Genomic DNA, 1,026 nt, shown 5'->3' with positions numbered 1-1,026 from the left:
CCTCTCCGCAGGGGTGCAACCCGGCTTTTCGCTTTCCAGTCCCTTCTCGCCGAATTGAGGACATATGAACAGGGCACTCGTACGCCGTGCAGGTCTCTCCGTGCTGACGGTGGCCGCGCTGACGGGCCTGGCCGCCTGTGGCGGCGGCAACGGGGGCGGTGGCGGCACGGGGGGCGGCAACGGCGGCAAGCAGGCCGGCGGCGGCACGGACGGCGCCCGCAGCGCCCTCCACGTGCTCCAGTCCGTCCAGAAGAAGGCCGGCGCCGCGAAGTCCGCGAAGGTCGAGAGCACCATGTCGGTCGGCAGCACGATGGGCACCGAGAGCAAGGGTGCGATCCGCTGGGACAACGGCGTCACCGGAGTCATGGACCTCAGGTACACCAGCGGCCCGATGGCCGAGAACCTGAAGAAGGCCGGCACCGACGGCAAGATGGAGGCCCGCTACCTCCCCGACGCGTACTACGTCGACATGGGGCCCGCCTTCGCCAAGGACCTGGGCGGCAAGTCCTGGCTCCGCTACTCGTACGACGACATGGTCAAGCTGATGGGCCCCAGCGGCGCCCTGATGAAGGACCAGATGCAGAACTCCACCCCGGAGCAGGGCGTGAAGCAGCTGCTCGCCTCCGGGCAGGTCAAGGAGGTCGGCAAGGAGGACGTCCGCGGTGTGCAGGCCACGCACTACAGGGGCATCCTCGACGTCCAGAAGATGGCCGAGGCCAACTCCAAGCTCGACGCGAAGACCCTCGCGGGTCTCAAGAGCCAGCTGGAGCAGGCGGGCATCACCACCAGCACCGTCGACATCTGGGTCGACAAGGAGGACCTCCTGGTGAAGAAGGCCGAGCGCTCCGAGACGAAGAACGGCCCGTTCAACACCACCGCCTACTACACGGACTACGGCGTGGACGTCACCGCCGAGGCCCCGCCGACGGGCGAGACGCTCGACTTCAAGGAGCTCTTGAAGAAGCAGCAGCAGAGGCCGCAGGGCTGACGGAATGCGGCCGGACGGCCCTCGCACCAGGGCCGTCC

The 1,026-nt window shown here is 68.1% G+C and carries 1 protein-coding gene; it reads left to right on the top strand.

Annotation, left to right across the window (positions count from 1 at the left end; genetic code table 11):
* Window positions 1–64 precede the first annotated feature (64 nt).
* A complete protein-coding gene (locus ACWGIG_RS39055) occupies window positions 65–988 on the top strand; it encodes a hypothetical protein (RefSeq protein WP_453326466.1) in 924 nt (307 codons plus the stop codon).
* The last annotated feature ends 38 nt before the right edge of the window (window positions 989–1,026 follow it).

It is taken from the genome of Streptomyces sp. NPDC054863, from assembly GCF_053610825.1.
Note: the sequence above shows the minus strand (reverse complement) of the source record. Positions and strands in the feature narration are given on the sequence as shown.